Below are 15,129 nucleotides of genomic sequence, written 5' to 3' on the forward strand. Positions count from 1 at the left end.
GCGCCAGGTCCACCTCTTCCCCTTTTTCATCTGCAGGAGCAAGCGATGCCAATCCGTATATTGCCGCCGATTCTGGCCAACCAGATTGCTGCCGGTGAGGTGGTGGAGCGGCCCTCCTCCGTGGTCAAGGAGCTGGTGGAAAACAGCCTGGATGCGGGGGCTGACCGGGTCGAGATCGACATCGACAAGGGAGGCGCCAAGCTTATCCGCATTCGTGACAACGGCTGCGGTGTCGCCAGGGATGAGCTGGTGCTGGCGCTGTCGCGCCACGCCACCTCCAAGGTGGCGACCCTGGACGATCTGGAAGGGATCAACAGCCTGGGCTTTCGCGGGGAGGCGCTCGCCTCCATCAGCTCCGTCTCCCGCCTCACCTTCACCTCCCGTACGGCAGAGCAGAGCGAGGCCTGGCAGGCCCAGGCGGAAGGGCGTGAGATGAGCGTCACCGTCAAGCCGGCGGCCCACCCGGTGGGCACCACGGTGGAGGTGGTGGATCTCTTCTTCAACACCCCGGCGCGGCGCAAGTTCATGCGCAGCGAAAAGACCGAATTTGCCCACATCGACGAACTGGTGCGCCGCATCGCGCTCTCCCGCTTCGACGCCACCCTGATCCTGCGTCACAACGGCAAAGTGGTGCGCCAGTACAAGGCGGCCAACACGGTGGCGGAGCAGGAGCGCCGCCTTGCCGCCGTCTGCGGCTCCCCCTTCATGCACCATGCCCTGGCGGTATCGAGCGAACACAGCGACGTGCGGTTGTGGGGCTGGCTGGCCACTCCGGCAGGGGCCAGGCCGCAGAACGACCTGCAATACACTTATGTCAATGGCCGCATGATGCGGGACAAGCTCATCAATCACGCCATCCGCCAGGCCTATGACGAGCTGCTGCCCGCCGATCGCTTCGCGGCCTATGTGCTTTATATCGAGCTGGATCCCCGCCAGGTGGACGTCAACGTCCATCCGGCCAAGCACGAAGTGCGTTTCCATCAGGCGCGTCTCATCCACGATTTTATCTTCCAGGCGCTGTTTACCGCCCTGCGCCAGGACGGAGCAGGGAGCGCCACCGATGAACCCCTGGCCGAGACCCAGGTCGAGCTGCCGGGCAGCCCGGAGATCACCTATCCGGGTCAGGCGCCGCGCACCGAGTGGTACGGTGCCGAACACGGCTATCGGGCTCCTGCCCCTGCACGAGATGGCGACGGCGTGCGGGAAGGCGGTGGTGGCAGGGGAGGACACTACCAGCCTCCCGAACCCCCGAGCCGGGCCGCGATGCGAGGCATGGGCGCCTTGCTCACCACCCTGCCCGAGGTGGCGACGCCGGCATCCCGGCCCGGAGCCGAGAGCGGTGCCGTCGAGACGCCAGCCCGAACGGGGGAGTGGCGCGCCCTGAGCCTGGTCGAGCAGGCCTATCTGCTGATGGAGCGTCAGGGGCAGCTGGCGCTGCTCTCCCTGGTGCGCGCCGAGCGTCTGTTGTTGCGCCACTGGCTGCTGGATGCCTGGGGCCAGGGGCTGGCGGCCCAGCCTCTATTGCTGCCGGTCTCCTTCAAGTTGCCGAAAAACCTGGTAGCCCTGGTGGAGGAGCGGGAACGCCTGCTCAAACGCATGGGGCTGGAGTTGAAAAGCGGGGGGCGCGACACCATGATCCTGACTCGGGTGCCCGCCCTGCTGCGCCAGACCGATCTGGCCCGCCTCTTACCCGAATTGTTGCAACTGGTCGAGAGCGGATCTGACAGTGATGCCGACGCGCAGGCTGGGGTACTATGCCAGTGGTTGGTGGAACAAGGCATAAGTGCCGAAAAAATATACGATTTTGCCACTGCCACCCGGTTGTTGACGGAACTTGTTGCCGATTTCAGTGACCAACTGGCAGACGTTCGCATGGTGCGCCCGTTGTCGCTGGCGAACGTGCTGGCCGAGTTTGCCGATGGCAACTGACGGCGTCTCGTCGTCTGTTGCATCCATATGACCAGTTTTATGCCGGCTCGCCCGTGAAGGGGCGGCCGAAGGGAGTGTTTAACGTGGCTGACTTGCCGACTGCAATTTTTCTGATGGGGCCGACGGCCTCCGGCAAGACGGATCTCGCCATTGAACTGTGCCAGGCCCTGCCCTGCGACATCATCAGCGTGGACTCTGCGCTCATCTATCGCGGCATGGACATAGGCACCGCCAAGCCGACGCCAGCCGAGCTGGCGCAGGCCCCGCATCGGCTGATCGACATCCTGGATCCCGCCATGAGCTATTCGGCGGCGGATTTTTGCAAGGATGCCCTGCGGGAGATGAAAGAGATCGCCGACCGTGGCCGCATTCCGCTGCTGGTGGGCGGCACCATGCTCTATTTCAAGGCGCTGCTGGAGGGGCTTTCTCCGCTGCCTTCCGCCGATCCCACCATTCGGGCCGGCATCGAGGAAGATGCTGCCCGCCTCGGCTGGCAGGCGCTGCACGACGAACTGGTGCGCATCGACCCGGTGGCCGGTGCCCGCATCCACCCCAACGATCCCCAGCGCCTGTGCCGGGCGCTCGAGGTTTACCGCATCAGCGGCAAGACCCTCACCGAGCTGACCCAGGTACAGGGAGAGGGGCTGCCCTACCGGGCGCTGCAGTTTGCCATCGCGCCGAGGGATCGGGCCGTGCTGCACCAGCGCATCGAACAGCGGTTTGACAAGATGCTGGGCAGCGGCTTCGAGCAGGAGGTCAGGGCGCTTTACGAGCGGGGGGATCTTACCCCGGATCTTCCCTCCATTCGCTGCGTGGGATACCGCCAAATGTGGGACTACCTGGCGGGGGAAGTCGAGTATGATGAGATGCGTTATCGCGGTATTGTTGCCACCCGCCAGTTGGCCAAGCGTCAGATGACCTGGTTGCGCGGTTGGCCTGATGTGACCTGGTTGGAATCTGGTGAGTCTGGCAATCTGGCCAGGGTCGTCGCCCAAGCTGGTCCGGCTTGACACTCCTGTATAATCAGGTTGTTATATTGAATATCCGGTGTTTAAAAACAACAAACTATAAGGAAAAGAAAGATGGCTAAGGGGCAATCTCTCCAAGACCCGTTTTTGAATGCGCTGCGCCGTGAGCGTATTCCTGTTTCTATCTATTTGGTGAACGGTATCAAACTGCAGGGGCAGATCGAATCGTTTGACCAGTTTGTGATTCTGCTGAAGAACACCGTGAGCCAGATGGTCTACAAGCACGCCATTTCCACCGTGGTGCCGGCCCGTGCCGTCAACCATCACCAGCACGCCCCGGGCGCCGCCGGTGAAGAGCAGGGTGAAGCCGAGGCGTGATATCCTGCGGCGAGTTCACTCGCCAACTCAGATCCATCATGATACCTGTCAAGGAGCAAGCGCTTGTTTGACCGTTACGAAGCTGGTGAACAGGCCGTTCTGGTACATGTCAACTTCAGCGATGAGGGCGAGCGGGAGGATCTGGACGAGCTCAAGATGCTGGTGAGCTCGGCCGGGGTCAATGCACTGGGGGTGATCACCACCAGTCGCAGCGCACCCAGCGCCAAATTTTTTGTCGGCAGCGGCAAGGCGGAAGAGATCGCGTCCCAGGTCCAGATGCTGGACGCCGACGTGGTCATCTTCAACCATGCCCTGACCCCCGCCCAGGAGCGCAACCTGGAGCGTCTGTTCCAGTGCCGGGTCGTGGACAGAACAGGCCTTATCCTCGATATCTTCGCCCAGCGCGCCCGCACTCACGAAGGCAAGTTGCAGGTCGAACTGGCCCAGTTGCGCCATCTTTCCACTCGTCTGGTGCGAGGCTGGACCCACCTTGAGCGACAAAAGGGGGGGATCGGTCTGCGCGGCCCGGGTGAAACCCAGCTTGAAACCGACCGACGCCTGCTGCGTGAGCGCATCAAGGCCATTTTGCGCCGCCTCGACAAGGTGGCCAAGCAGCGGGAGCAGGGGCGCCGTGCCCGCAACCGCAACGAAGTGCCGACCGTTTCTCTGGTGGGGTATACCAACGCCGGAAAATCCACTTTGTTCAACCAACTTACAGATGCCAGCGTGTATGCTGCCGACCAATTGTTCGCAACCCTGGACCCCACCCTGCGTAAATTGGTGATCCAGGATGTGGGTGATGTGATCCTGGCGGATACAGTTGGATTTATTCGGCACTTGCCCCATGATCTGGTCGCGGCCTTCAAGGCGACCCTGCAGGAGACTCGCGAAGCGGACCTGCTGCTGCACGTGGTGGACTGCGCCGATGAACAGATGCAGGAGAATATCGAGTCGGTCCAGCGTGTGCTGGCCGAGATCGAGGCAGATGACCGTCCCCAGCTGATGATCTGCAACAAGATCGACAAGCTGGGGGATCGTCCGGCTGGTCTTGAACGGGATGAGGCTGGACGACCGGTGCGAGTCTGGTTGTCGGCCCAGACTGGCGAGGGCAGTGAATACCTGTTCCAGGCACTGACCGAACTGCTGGCCGGCTCCATGGTGCATCACACCCTGCAACTGCCCCCTTCCGCCGCCAGACTGCGCAGTGCGCTCTATCGGCTGAAAGGTATCGAGCAGGAAGGTTTCAGCGAGGAGGGGGACTTTGTGCTGGAAGTTCGCCTGCAACTGGCTGACTGGAACCGCCTCATGAAACAAGAAGGTGAGAGTTTACAACGCTTTATCAGGCATTGATGAGTCGATGAACATAAATGGTTTGCTGACTTCATCGCCCCTCTGTGGCCCGATAGAGATGATATCCATCCGCATGTATTAATGGAGACGCTGATGGCTTGGAATGAGCCTGGTAACAATGGCAAAGACCGTGACCCCTGGGGGAACAACGGCAAGAATCAGGGCCCCCCTGATCTGGACGAGATGCTTCGCAAGGTGAGCCGTCGTTTTGGCGGTCTGCTCGGTGGTGGCAAATCCGGTGGTGGTGACGTCGGCAAGTTCGGCCTCTCCATCGCCTTGGTGGTGGCCGTGGTGGTGTGGGTCGTCAGCGGCTTCTACACCATTCGCGAAGCCGAGCGAGGCGTGGTGCTGCGCTTTGGCGAATACTCCCACAACGTGGATCCCGGCCTGCGCTGGAAACCGACCTTCATCGACCGGGTGATCCCGGTGGACGTGGAGTCTGTCCGTTCCCTGCCGGCGTCCGGTTTCATGCTGACCCAGGATGAGAACGTGGTACGGGTCGAGATGGACGTGCAGTATCGCGTGGTCGATCCCGAGCAGTACCTGTTCAGCGTGACCAACGCCGACGAGAGCCTGAGCCAGGCCACCGACAGCGCCCTGCGCTACGTGGTGGGTCACACCAGGATGGACGATGTGCTGACCACGGGTCGTGAGAAGGTGCGTCAGGAAACCTGGCAGGTGATCGACAGCATCATCGAGCCCTATCAGATGGGTCTGCAGATCGTGGACGTCAACTTCCTGCCGGCGCGTCCGCCGGAAGAGGTGAAGGATGCGTTTGATGACGCCATCTCCGCCCAGGAAGATGAGCAGCGTTTCATCCGTGAAGCGGAAGCCTATGCCCGTGAAGTGGAGCCCAAGGCTCGTGGCCAGGTCAAACGTCTGGAGCAGGAGGCCGAAGCCTACAAGTCCCAGATCGTGTTGAAGGCCAAGGGTGAAGTCGCTCGCTTCAACGAGCTGCTGCCCCAGTATCAGGCCGCGCCCGAGCTGACCCGTGATCGTATCTACCTGGAAACCATGGAAGAGCTCTATCAGCAGGCCAACAAGGTGGTTGTCGACATGCCGGCCGGCAACAACAGCATGATCTACCTGCCGCTCGACAAGCTCTCTGGCAAGGCGAATGCCGTGCAACCGGCACGTCCTGCGGGCACCCCGGCAGTCGAGGCGGCGCAGCCGTCCAACGAAGGGGCCAACTCCACTCCGACCCCGCTGCGTGGCGGTGATCGTTTCAGCACAGGGAGAAACTGATAGATGAAAAAGCTAGCTATTGGTGTCATCGCTGTGGCCGCCATGGTCTGCTTCTCTTCCATCTTCATCGTCGATGAAGGACAGAAGGGGATCGTGGTGCAGTTTGGCAAGGTGAAACGGGTCGACTCCGGTGAGCCGCGCCTGTACGAGCCGGGCCTGCACTTCAAGGTGCCGCTCATCGACCAGGTACGCAAGATGGATGCCCGCATCCAGACTCTGGAAGGCCAGGCGGATCGCTTCGTTACGTCCGAGAAGAAGGACCTCATCATCGACTCCTACGTGAAGTGGAAGATCGAGGACTTCTCCAAGTACTACCTGGCGACCGGTGGTGGCAACAAGATCCAGGCTGAAGACCTGCTCAAGCGCAAGATCAACAACGGCCTGCGTTCCGAGATCGGTAACCGCACCATCAAGGATATCGTCTCCGGCGAGCGCAGTACCGTGATGGAAGATGCCCTGATGAAGATGGCGCGCTCCTCCGAGCTCGGCATCAAGGTGGTGGATGTGCGCATCAAGCAGATCAACCTGCCGGTGGAAGTTTCCAGCTCCATCTATCAGCGGATGCGTGCCGAGCGGACCGCGGTTGCCCGTGAACACCGTTCACAGGGCCGCGAGCAGGCCGAGATCCTGCGTGCCGACATCGACCGCAAGGTGACCGTGATGATCGCCGACGCCGAGAGTAATGCCCGTCAACTGCGTGGTGAAGGGGATGCCGAAGCCGCCAGGATCTATGCCGACAGCTACAAGAAGGACCCGGAGTTCTTCAGTTTCGTGCGCAGCATGGAGGCCTATCGCAAGAGCTTCGCCGGTGGCAACGACCTCATGGTCCTGAAACCGGACAGCGAGTTCTTCCGCTACCTCAAGTCGCCGCACGGCAACAAGCAGTAAACATGTGTTGATATGACCCAAGGGCCTGATGATTCAGGCCCTTTTGTTTGCCGGCCACAGACCGGCAGGGGAACAGGGATAGGGAGAGGTGATGCTGACATCCATGTTGATGGGGCTGGGGTTGCTGCTGCTCTTCGAAGGATTGGGGCCCTTGCTCGCTCCCAGGGCATGGCAGCAGATGCTGCGCCTGCTCGGGGAGTTGCCGCCGGAACAGCTGCGCCGCATCGGCGGCTGTCTGGTGGTGGCAGGTGGTGTCATCTTGTGGGCGTTGGCCCGTTAGAGCCTGTGTTGATACGACAGTGGCACGGGGAATTCGGACAATAAAAAAGAGGCCAGAGGGCCTCTTTTTTATTGTCCGCCGGCTGGCATCAGGCGCTGCGCTGCACCGCCATGTGGGCCAGGGTCTCCAGCGCTTGCTTGTGCCGGGAGTCAGGCAGGATGGCGAGGGCGGCGATGGCCTTGTCAGCCTCTTCCCGAGCTCGCTGGCGGGAGTATTCGAGAGCTCCGGTGCGATCCAGGATGCCCAGAATACGCTCCAGGTGATCCATCCCGTTGCGGTGCTCGATGGCATCGCGCACCAGTTGACGCTCTTCCGGGGTACCCACTTCCATGGCGCGCAACAGCGGCAGGGTCGGCTTGCCTTCGGCCAGATCGTCACCCACGTTCTTGCCCATCTCCTCGCTCTGGGAGCAGTAGTCCATCACGTCGTCGATGATCTGGAACGCGGTACCCAGGTACTTGCCGTAGTCGGTCATGGCCTGCTCGACGGGCTCGGGCTGATGGGTCAGCACGGCGGCGAGTCGGGTCGCGGCTTCAAACAGCTTGGCGGTCTTGCAGTAGATGACCGTCATGTAGCTCTCTTCCGTGGTATCCGGATCGTTGCAGTTCATCAGCTGCAGCACTTCTCCTTCGGCGATGGTATTGGTGGCATCGGAGAGGATCTCCATCACCTTCAGGTTGGAGAGTTCGCTCATCATCTGGAAGGAGCGGCTGTAGAGGTAGTCACCCACCAGAACACTGGCGGCGTTGCCAAACAGGGCGTTGGCGGTTTCCCGGCCGCGGCGCAGGTCGGATTCGTCGACCACGTCGTCGTGCAGCAGGGTGGAGGTGTGAATGAATTCGATGATGGCGGCCAGTTTCAGGTGATCTTCACCCTCATAGCCCAGTGCGCGTGCGGCCATCACGGTCAGCATGGGGCGCATCCGTTTTCCGCCTGCACTGACAATATAGAAACCCAGCTGGTTGATCAGGCTGACATCGGACTGGAGTCTCGCCAGGATCAGTTCATTGACCGCCGTCATGTCGGCGGCACAGAGCGCACGGATAGTCTGTTGGTCCATAAGTCTCGTAACGTGACGGCAGCATTTACTGCGTTTTTAGCAATGGCGGGGATTCTACACGATTTCACAATGGGTTACAGTTAGGCGTTTATTCACGGGGGCAGATATGCGCACAAAATAAACTTTTTGCTAAATTGGCCTTGCCTCGGCAAATCGTTCTGCGTAGAATGCCCGCCCATTGTTATAGGTTTTTGTGCGTGTCTGGCCTTGAGCAAAAGACACGCCTTTACGGAGTTAATCAAATGTACGCGGTATTCCAAAGCGGCGGAAAACAACACCGTGTGGCCGAAGGTCAAATCGTTCGTCTGGAAAAGCTGAACGTTGAGACTGGCGCTACCATCGACTTCAACGAAGTGCTGATGGTTGCTGCAGGCGACACTTTCAAAGTAGGTGCTCCTTTCGTTGAAGGTGGCAAGGTTGTGGCTGAAGTTGTGGCTCACGGCCGTGGCGAGAAAGTGACTATCGTCAAGTTCCGTCGTCGTAAGCACCACCGTAAGCAAGCGGGCCACCGTCAGTGGTTCACTGAAGTCAAAATCACTGGCATCAGCGCTTAATTAGAGGAGTCCGATAGATGGCACACAAAAAAGCTGGCGGTTCATCCCGCAACGGTCGCGATTCTGAAGCTAAACGCCTGGGCGTGAAGCGTTTCGGCGGCGAAACAGTTCTGGCTGGCAGCATCATCGTTCGTCAGCGCGGCACCAAGTTCCACGCTGGTGAGAACGTTGGTCTGGGCAAGGACCACACTCTGTTCGCTACCGCGAACGGTAAAGTGCAGTTCGAAGTTAAAGGTCCGCAGAATCGTAAGTACGTCAGCATCGTTGCTGAGTAATTACGGACCGCAAGGATCCGAAGCCCCGCCAACCTGGCGGGGCTTTTGTTTTTCTGATGAGTTTGACGAAAAAACGGCACGCGGATGAGCCGGCGCAGACAGCCCTCATCGGCCAGATGCGCCTCGCCCGAAGGGGCCCGTATCACTATAATTGCGTATCGGTTTTTCGAATTAAGGTGACGGTTACCTATGAAGTTTGTTGATGAAGTCCAGATTCGAGTCGATGCCGGTGACGGTGGTAACGGTTGTGTGAGCTTCCGCCGCGAGAAGTACATCCCGAACGGCGGCCCGGACGGCGGTGACGGCGGTGATGGTGGCGACGTGTATCTGGTGGCCGATGAAAACCTGAACACCCTGATCGACTACCGTTTCGAGCGCTTCCACGCCGCCGAGCGTGGCGAGAACGGCCAGAGTGCCAACTGTACCGGTCGTCGCGGCAAGGACAAGATCCTGCGCGTGCCGGTCGGTACCCGTGCCACCGATGAAGACACCGGTGAACTGCTGGGGGATTTGACCAGTCACGATCAGAAGCTGCTGGTTGCCAAGGGCGGCTTCCACGGCCTTGGCAACACCCGCTTCAAGAGCTCGGTCAACCGGGCGCCGCGCCAGAAGAGCAACGGCACCCCGGGTGAAGTGCGTACCCTGAGGCTGGAGCTGCTGCTGCTGGCGGATGTCGGCATGCTGGGTCTGCCCAACGCAGGCAAGTCCACCTTCATTCGCGCCGTTTCTGCGGCCCGTCCGAAAGTGGCAGACTACCCCTTCACCACCCTGGTACCGAACCTGGGCGTGGTGCGTGGCGAGAACTCCCGCTCCTTCGTCATTGCTGACATTCCCGGCCTCATCGAAGGGGCTGCCGAGGGGGCAGGCCTGGGGATCCGCTTCCTCAAGCACCTGGAGCGTTGCCGCGTCCTGATCCACCTGGTGGATATCTGCCCGGTGGATGGCTCCGATCCTGCCGAGAACGCCGTGACCATCGTCCGGGAGCTGGAAAAATACAGCCCCGAGCTTGCGGGCAAGCCGCGCTGGCTGGTGTTCAACAAGATGGACCTGATCCTGGAAGAAGAGGCTCAGGAAGTGATGGACAGAGTCAAGGCAGCCCTCAACCACGAAGGTCCGGTCTACGCCATCACCGCCATCAGCAAGGAAGGCACCAAGAAGGTGTGCTACGACATCCTGGATCTGCTGGATACCATGCCTCGTCAGCTGGCGGAAGATGCCAAAGACGCCATCGAGAAGGTGGAGTTCAAGTGGGATGACTATCACAAGAACCAGCTTGCCAAGGCGGAAGCCGATGCCCTGGCGGCGTCCAAGGCCTTCGATGATGGCTTGGACGATGACGACTGGGACGATGAGGACGACGACGGCGTCGAAGTCATTTACGTTCGCGATTGAGCATCATGTTCGTGACAAGACCGGAGCCAGACAGGCTCCGGTTTTTTTATGGGAGGATCGACGGGATCACCCTATAGATATATTTTTCATGTCTCTTATTGCCTGACAGTGGCTGCGGATTATACTGCGCACCTGAATGTAACCTGTATGAAACATTATGCTAACCATTCAAATTGAATCGATATGCATGACTGTTTTGGTTTGTTCTTATGGATGGTTCGCCTGATAAAATATTTATGCTTGAAATGATCAATTAACGGCTTGTTTGTGCAGTTTTTTGGGTTATTCTTGCGCCCGTTTTCCGGGCGATGGCATGAGTATGCAGGCGGCCCGGCTGAAGGAAAAGTCACATTTAAGGCTGTTTATATGTTGGAAAAGACCCTGGAAGCACCGGCAATCCGTACTCGCCGCAACGTGCTGATGTTTTTGATCCCGTCACTGATCGGGATCCTGCTGTTCATGACCCCGGTCATCTATGACGGCAATGTCACCATTCCCGTCGCCGTGTTGGCGAAGCTGGTTCAAACGGTGTTTGCCGATCATCTGGTGGCCATGGTCAGCGCCATCATCACCACCACCATGCTGATGACCCTGATCGCTTGGCTGTTCAAACCGGCGATCCTGGTAAAACGGCCCTTCCTCAACAGCCTGTTCAACGTCTCCCCCTTCTGGGCGTGCGTGCGGGTGCTGGGCGGGGTCTTCGTGCTGTTGACCTTCTTTGAAGCCGGTCCCGAGGTACTGCGCTCAGGGGCGACCGGCGGCCTGGTGCTGCACGATCTGCTGCCGGTACTGTTCTCCGTCTTCATCTTTGCGGGCCTGCTGCTGCCCTTGCTGCTGGATTTTGGTCTGCTGGAGTTTGTCGGTACCATGATGACCCGCATCATGCGTCCGGTGTTCCGTCTGCCGGGTCGTTCTGCGGTGGACTGCTTCGCCTCCTGGCTCGGTGATGGCAGCGTCGGGATCCTGCTGACCAGCAAGCAGTATGAAGGCAAGTTTTACACCCAGCGGGAAGCGGCCGTCATCGGTACCACCTTCTCCGCCGTCTCCATCACCTTCTGTCTGGTGGTGATCTCCCAGGTGAAGCTGGAGCACATGTTCGTCCCCTTCTACCTGACCGTCTGCCTGGCCGGTGTGGTGGCCGCCATCGTGGTACCGCGCCTGCCGCCGCTCTCCTGGAAGAAGGATGTCTACAGCGACGGTACTCCCCTGTGCCGCAAGCAGGAGGCGATCCCCCACCAGCACAGCGTGCTGAGCTATGGCTATCAGCGCGCCCTGGCCAAGGCCGACAGCATGACCGACATGGGCGCCGTGGCGCGGGAAGGGATGAAGAATGCCCTGGACATGGTGTTCGGCGTGCTGCCTGTGGTGATGGCGATCGGCACCTGTGCCCTGATGCTGGCGGAGCATACCCCCATCTTCAACTGGCTGGGGGCGCCCTTTGTTCCCTTGCTGGAGCTGCTGCAACTGCCGGAGGCAGAAGCCGCGTCCAAGACCATCATGGTGGGCTTCGCCGACATGTTCATCCCGGCGGTGCTGGCGTCCACCATAGAGAGCGACATCACCCGCTTCGTGATCGCCGCCATGTCGGTCACCCAGCTTATCTATATGTCGGAAGTGGGAGCCCTGCTGCTGGGCAGCAAGATCCCGGTCAAGCTGTGGGAGCTGTTCGTCATCTTCTTGCTGCGCACCCTGATCACCCTGCCGGTGATCGCCGGCGTCGCCCACCTGCTGTTCTAAGAGGCGGCCCCACGCGAAAAACGGTCAACCTGGGTTGACCGTTTTTTTATGGGTTTATGCGGGCAGGGGCGGCTCAGTGCGCCTCCGCCAGCAGGGCCTGACAGGCCGCCTCGTCCAGCTGCTGGGGGGCGAGGAAGCGCTTTGCATAGTCCCGCCAGATGCCGCTCTCGATGAAGAGGGCAAACAGGGCCGGGTCTATGTGATGCTCCTGCACCATCTTCTGCATGATGGCCAGGGACTGGGAGACCGTCTTGCCCGACTTGTAGGGGCGGTCGCTCGCGGTCAGCGCCTCGAAGATGTCGGCGATGGCCATGATGCGGGCGGGGATGCTCATCTGCCCCCCCTGCAACTGGCGCGGATAACCGGTGCCATCCATCCGCTCGTGATGGCCTCCCGCTATCTCCGGCACCTTGCGAAGGTGCTGGGGGAAGGGGAGCCGCTCCAGCATGCGGATGGTCTGGATGATGTGCTCGTTGATCTTGTAGCGCTCCTCCTCGGTGAGCGTGCCTCGGCCGATGGCGAGGTTGTAGTGCTCGCCCCTGTTGTAGAGGTGGGCGGGCACCCGCACCTTGAAGCCCCAGGGGTTGTGGCGGGCGAGGTTGTCCTGGGCGGGGCGGGGGATCAGGTGAACCGGCTTGTCGGCGAGCAGCGTCTCGCGGCAGGGCAGGGGGGAGGGGCCGGGGTGACGCCTGAGCTCCTCCTGACTGATGCCGAGGCGATCGTCCAGGGTGCGCAGCCAGGTGCGGTTGGCGATGGTCGCGAGTCGCTCCAGCTTCTCCGGTGCCATCCACTCCCCACCCAGATTGCATTCGGCGACGAAGGCGAACTCCTCGTCCAGGGCGTGCCAGCGCGGGCCGGCCTCCTCCTCGGCCGCCTGCCGCTCCGAGGCCGGCAGCCGGGCCGCCAGCGCGTCGATATGGGCATCCCGCTTGAGCACCTCGAAGCGGGTGCGGATCTCGTGGATCCTGTCGTAGATGGTCTCGAGCTTGGTCGCCTTGTCCACCACGAACTCCGGGGTGGTGACCTTGCCGCAGTCGTGCAGCCAGCTCGCGATATGGATGGCCTCCCACTCCTCTTCGTTGAGCCGGAAATCGGCAAAGGGCCCCGTCTGCTGTGAGCAGGCAGCCTGGGTCAGCATCCTGGCCAGTTCCGGCACCCGCTGGCAGTGGCCGCCGGTGTATGGGCTCTTGGCATCGATGGCACCGGCGATGAGCTCGATGAAGGCTTCCAGCAGTTGCTTCTGCTCCTCCAGCAGGCGCTGGTTTTCGATGGCGGAGGAGGAAGTGCCCGCCAGCGCCTCGATGAGGCTGATGCGCGAGGCCAGTTCGCGGGCCGAGCAGTCTGGCAGGATCAGCAGCAGGCAGCCGATCAGCTCCTGACGGTGGTTGTGAAGGGGCTCGACCAGCAGTTGGCAGGAACCAGGGAAGGGGCCCCAGTCGGTGAGGTAGCGGGCCCACTGTGCCTCGTCGAGGGGCAGGCAGAGGCGCTCCGTGTGGTAGAGGCCGCCGAGCAGCGCCGCCTGCCACTGTACCTGTTCGCACGCCAGCGGCTGCCCCTGCCAGATGGCGTGAACGGCCTGCATCTCGCTCTCCTGGGCCAGGAAGAGGCAGCCGCCCTCGGCCTGGGCAGCCGCCACCGTCTCGTGCAGGATGCGGCTGAGCAACGAATCGAAGCGATGCTCTGCCGCCAGCGCCCGGCCCATGTTCATGAAATTGCCGAGGGTCAGGCGCATGCTGGACATGGCGCGGGCGAGATCGTCAATTTCGCGGATCGCCGAATCTGGCCCCGGGCTGTCGCCAAAGTCGAAGTGCTGGATCCGCTCAGCCTCCCCGGTCAATACCAGCAAGGGGGCGGCAGTGCGCCGGGCAGCCAGCCAGATGACGGGCAGCAGGAGCAGCAGACCGGCAAGGGCCCAGGCGAGATTGTGCAGGGCATCCTGGCGCGCCGGGGCGGTGAGCACCTCGGTGGGCACCAGGAGGGCGAGATAAAACGGGGACTCTTCCCCGAGGGAGGAGAGGTTGACCAGCCACTCCTGACCCTGAACCGTGGCCAGGGTCAGCTCGGCGGGGTGATGCAGCAGGGCAGGCCGCGCAGCCATCTCCTGTTGCAGCCTGGTGAGAATGGGGTGATTGAGGGCCGACAGCATGGGCAGGCGGCTCAGTTGCTCGAAGCTTGGAAGGCGCTCGGGATCCGTGGCCAGCAGGGTCCCGACCTCGTCAAACAGCACCAGCTGGCTGTGACCGGGCAGGGGCAACTCGCCGATGAGGGAAGAGAGTCCCTCCACGCCCGCATCGAGCCCGATCACCGCCCGGCGATCGTCGCTCTCCACCGCCAGTGTCATGCCTGGCTCCCGGGTAGTGAATAAGAGGTAGGGGTGGGTCACTATGATGCCCGTGCTCCAGCGCGCCTCCTTGTACCAGCCCCGATCTCGTGGATCGAAACGGTAATCCGGCATGGGGCGCCGCTCCAGCAGCCGCAGCCGCTGGTCGAAATAGAGGAACTCTCCCTGTCCCTGATGCAGGCTCTGGACCAGCAGGCGGCTCTCGGGCGGAGGCGCCTCCAACGCCCCTCTCGCCCGTTCGGTCAGCTTGCGTACCAGAAAGAAATCGCCGTCCTCGTAACCGGCATAGATGGCGCCGTAACTGGTGCTGTTGGCCAGTACTTCTGCCAGCTGGGGCAGGAAGGCTAGCCGCGTCTCCAGCCCTGTCATGGCGGACAGCTGGCCGCTGCGCAGCAGATTCAGGGACATGCGGGCCGGTCGCTGGTTCAGCTTGATGGCGAGGGCAAGCTGCTCCCGGTATTGCTGGAAGCTCTGACGTTCGTGCTCCAGCCCCTGCTGCATGCCCTGCTGGAACTGCAGCACGATGAGGGCGCCCCCCAGCAAGGAGAAGAGCAGGATGAAAAGGGTGGCAATGTATACGTAAAAGGGTCTGCGACTGAGACTTGCGTTTGTCATGGACGGATCCTTGTCCCCTGGCGATCGCCGTATTGGTCACCTAAGGAAGGTGCGAATAAGCGGGGAAATTCTTCTCGGCTGACTCAGTCATTTCATTTTTTCAGTTTGAGCCGATCT

General features: G+C 61.2%; 13 protein-coding genes. 11 read left to right on the forward strand and 2 right to left on the reverse strand.

The window, feature by feature from the left end:
- Positions 1 to 45: 45 nt before the first annotated feature.
- From mutL to PG879_RS13130, 7 genes are all read left to right on the forward strand, one after another.
- Positions 46 to 1,929: a DNA mismatch repair endonuclease MutL gene (gene mutL / locus PG879_RS13100; protein ID WP_113978126.1), complete on the forward strand. Its 1,884-nt coding sequence runs from the start codon at positions 46 to 48 to the stop codon at positions 1,927 to 1,929.
- A 92-nt stretch (positions 1,930 to 2,021) separates the two neighbouring features.
- Positions 2,022 to 2,939: a tRNA (adenosine(37)-N6)-dimethylallyltransferase MiaA gene (miaA, locus tag PG879_RS13105; protein WP_119197807.1), complete on the forward strand. Its 918-nt coding sequence runs from the start codon at positions 2,022 to 2,024 to the stop codon at positions 2,937 to 2,939.
- A 72-nt stretch (positions 2,940 to 3,011) separates the two neighbouring features.
- Positions 3,012 to 3,275, forward strand: a complete 264-nt coding sequence (gene hfq, locus PG879_RS13110; RefSeq protein ID WP_011704864.1) for an RNA chaperone Hfq — start codon at positions 3,012 to 3,014, stop codon at positions 3,273 to 3,275.
- Positions 3,276 to 3,338: 63 nt separating this feature from the next.
- Positions 3,339 to 4,625, forward strand: coding sequence for a ribosome rescue GTPase HflX (gene hflX, locus PG879_RS13115; RefSeq protein WP_010673194.1), 1,287 nt, complete (start codon positions 3,339 to 3,341; stop codon positions 4,623 to 4,625).
- A gap of 93 nt (positions 4,626 to 4,718) precedes the next feature.
- Positions 4,719 to 5,870, forward strand: coding sequence for an FtsH protease activity modulator HflK (hflK, locus tag PG879_RS13120; RefSeq protein WP_010673195.1), 1,152 nt, complete (start codon positions 4,719 to 4,721; stop codon positions 5,868 to 5,870).
- A 3-nt stretch (positions 5,871 to 5,873) separates the two neighbouring features.
- The gene (gene hflC / locus PG879_RS13125; protein ID WP_010673196.1) at positions 5,874 to 6,758 is read left to right on the forward strand and encodes a protease modulator HflC; all 885 of its coding nucleotides are present in this window, start codon (positions 5,874 to 5,876) and stop codon (positions 6,756 to 6,758) included.
- 91 nt (positions 6,759 to 6,849) lie between these two features.
- Positions 6,850 to 7,038, forward strand: a complete 189-nt coding sequence (locus PG879_RS13130) for a DUF2065 domain-containing protein (protein ID WP_010673197.1) — start codon at positions 6,850 to 6,852, stop codon at positions 7,036 to 7,038.
- A gap of 88 nt (positions 7,039 to 7,126) precedes the next feature.
- On the opposite strand, the gene ispB is transcribed toward PG879_RS13130, so the two are convergent.
- Complete coding sequence (gene ispB / locus PG879_RS13135; RefSeq protein ID WP_010673198.1) at positions 7,127 to 8,098, reverse strand: octaprenyl diphosphate synthase; 972 nt, start codon at positions 8,096 to 8,098, stop codon at positions 7,127 to 7,129.
- Between the two features lie 242 nt (positions 8,099 to 8,340).
- On the opposite strand from ispB, the gene rplU reads away from it, so the two are divergent.
- The 4 genes from rplU to PG879_RS13155 all read left to right on the forward strand — a co-directional run bounded on the left by rplU (position 8,341) and on the right by PG879_RS13155 (position 12,056).
- On the forward strand, positions 8,341 to 8,652 hold the full coding sequence (rplU, locus tag PG879_RS13140; protein ID WP_005304210.1) for a 50S ribosomal protein L21: 312 nt from the start codon (positions 8,341 to 8,343) through the stop codon (positions 8,650 to 8,652).
- 17 nt (positions 8,653 to 8,669) lie between these two features.
- Entirely contained in the window at positions 8,670 to 8,927 is a 258-nt protein-coding gene (gene rpmA, locus PG879_RS13145) for a 50S ribosomal protein L27 (protein WP_010673199.1), read from the forward strand.
- A gap of 189 nt (positions 8,928 to 9,116) precedes the next feature.
- Positions 9,117 to 10,319: an Obg family GTPase CgtA gene (cgtA, locus tag PG879_RS13150; protein WP_270830289.1), complete on the forward strand. Its 1,203-nt coding sequence runs from the start codon at positions 9,117 to 9,119 to the stop codon at positions 10,317 to 10,319.
- A gap of 366 nt (positions 10,320 to 10,685) precedes the next feature.
- Positions 10,686 to 12,056: a YjiH family protein gene (locus PG879_RS13155; RefSeq protein ID WP_257711299.1), complete on the forward strand. Its 1,371-nt coding sequence runs from the start codon at positions 10,686 to 10,688 to the stop codon at positions 12,054 to 12,056.
- 73 nt (positions 12,057 to 12,129) lie between these two features.
- Here the strand turns inward: PG879_RS13155 and PG879_RS13160 are convergent, their stop codons facing one another.
- Positions 12,130 to 15,012 carry an HD domain-containing phosphohydrolase gene (locus tag PG879_RS13160; RefSeq protein ID WP_270830291.1) on the reverse strand — a complete coding sequence of 961 codons (2,883 nt, stop codon included), beginning with the start codon at positions 15,010 to 15,012 and terminating at the stop codon, positions 12,130 to 12,132.
- Positions 15,013 to 15,129: the final 117 nt, after the last annotated feature.

The organism is Aeromonas sp. QDB63, from assembly GCF_027707425.1.
Classification (GTDB): domain Bacteria; phylum Pseudomonadota; class Gammaproteobacteria; order Enterobacterales; family Aeromonadaceae; genus Aeromonas; species Aeromonas caviae.

What these genes read in the sequence shown, in the direction of transcription:
- mutL (WP_113978126.1), top strand. Translation starts at nt 46, where the DNA reads ATGCCAATCCGTATATTGCCGCCGATTCTGGCCAACCAGATTGCTGCC.
- hfq (WP_011704864.1), top strand. Translation starts at nt 3,012, where the DNA reads ATGGCTAAGGGGCAATCTCTCCAAGACCCGTTTTTGAATGCGCTGCGC.
- hflK (WP_010673195.1), top strand. Translation starts at nt 4,719, where the DNA reads ATGGCTTGGAATGAGCCTGGTAACAATGGCAAAGACCGTGACCCCTGG.
- hflC (WP_010673196.1), top strand. Translation starts at nt 5,874, where the DNA reads ATGAAAAAGCTAGCTATTGGTGTCATCGCTGTGGCCGCCATGGTCTGC.
- PG879_RS13130 (WP_010673197.1), top strand. Translation starts at nt 6,850, where the DNA reads ATGCTGACATCCATGTTGATGGGGCTGGGGTTGCTGCTGCTCTTCGAA.
- ispB (WP_010673198.1), bottom strand. Translation starts at nt 8,098, where the DNA reads ATGGACCAACAGACTATCCGTGCGCTCTGTGCCGCCGACATGACGGCG.
- rplU (WP_005304210.1), top strand. Translation starts at nt 8,341, where the DNA reads ATGTACGCGGTATTCCAAAGCGGCGGAAAACAACACCGTGTGGCCGAA.
- rpmA (WP_010673199.1), top strand. Translation starts at nt 8,670, where the DNA reads ATGGCACACAAAAAAGCTGGCGGTTCATCCCGCAACGGTCGCGATTCT.
- cgtA (WP_270830289.1), top strand. Translation starts at nt 9,117, where the DNA reads ATGAAGTTTGTTGATGAAGTCCAGATTCGAGTCGATGCCGGTGACGGT.
- PG879_RS13155 (WP_257711299.1), top strand. Translation starts at nt 10,686, where the DNA reads ATGTTGGAAAAGACCCTGGAAGCACCGGCAATCCGTACTCGCCGCAAC.
- PG879_RS13160 (WP_270830291.1), bottom strand. Translation starts at nt 15,012, where the DNA reads ATGACAAACGCAAGTCTCAGTCGCAGACCCTTTTACGTATACATTGCC.